Source organism: Achromobacter sp. SIMBA_011 (genome assembly GCF_046535435.1).
GTDB lineage: Bacteria > Pseudomonadota > Gammaproteobacteria > Burkholderiales > Burkholderiaceae_B > Achromobacter > Achromobacter dolens.
In genome coordinates this window covers 1-349 of record NZ_JAWRWN010000141.1, presented here as the reverse complement: position 1 = coordinate 349, position 349 = coordinate 1, and the positions used below count along the sequence as shown (strand labels likewise).

The window sequence follows — 349 nt, the reverse complement described above, 5'->3', positions numbered from 1 at the left end:
CGAGGCTGGCAACGCATTTCTAAGCGCGTGCTACAACCGAGGTGGCGGAGACCATGACGACGATGATGACGTCGCCGACTACTACGTAGAGAGAGCGTTCGTTGAGCTGCTGATACTTCTTGAACATTTGGGGCTAGTCGAAACCTACCGAACCGTCTCTTCGATGCTTATTGAGGCTCGGAAGAACTTCGCTGATAGCAAGATGGGACCGGAGGAGCCGTATCTGGTTTGGCCTGAAAAGTTGAGAATGTTTGTTGACGGAGTCTCCAGCCTCCACGGACTGGGTGATACCGCCAAGTCGGAAATGCGGGACCTGACAGCAATCATCAAGAGATCGCTCTACGTCATC

At 53.3% G+C, this 349-nt stretch carries 1 protein-coding gene; it reads left to right on the top strand.

Annotated features, from left to right (window positions below; all coding sequences use genetic code 11):
- Positions 1 to 349: hypothetical protein (locus tag SB816_RS30280; protein WP_410548028.1), on the top strand; the 349-nt coding region annotated here is incomplete at both ends.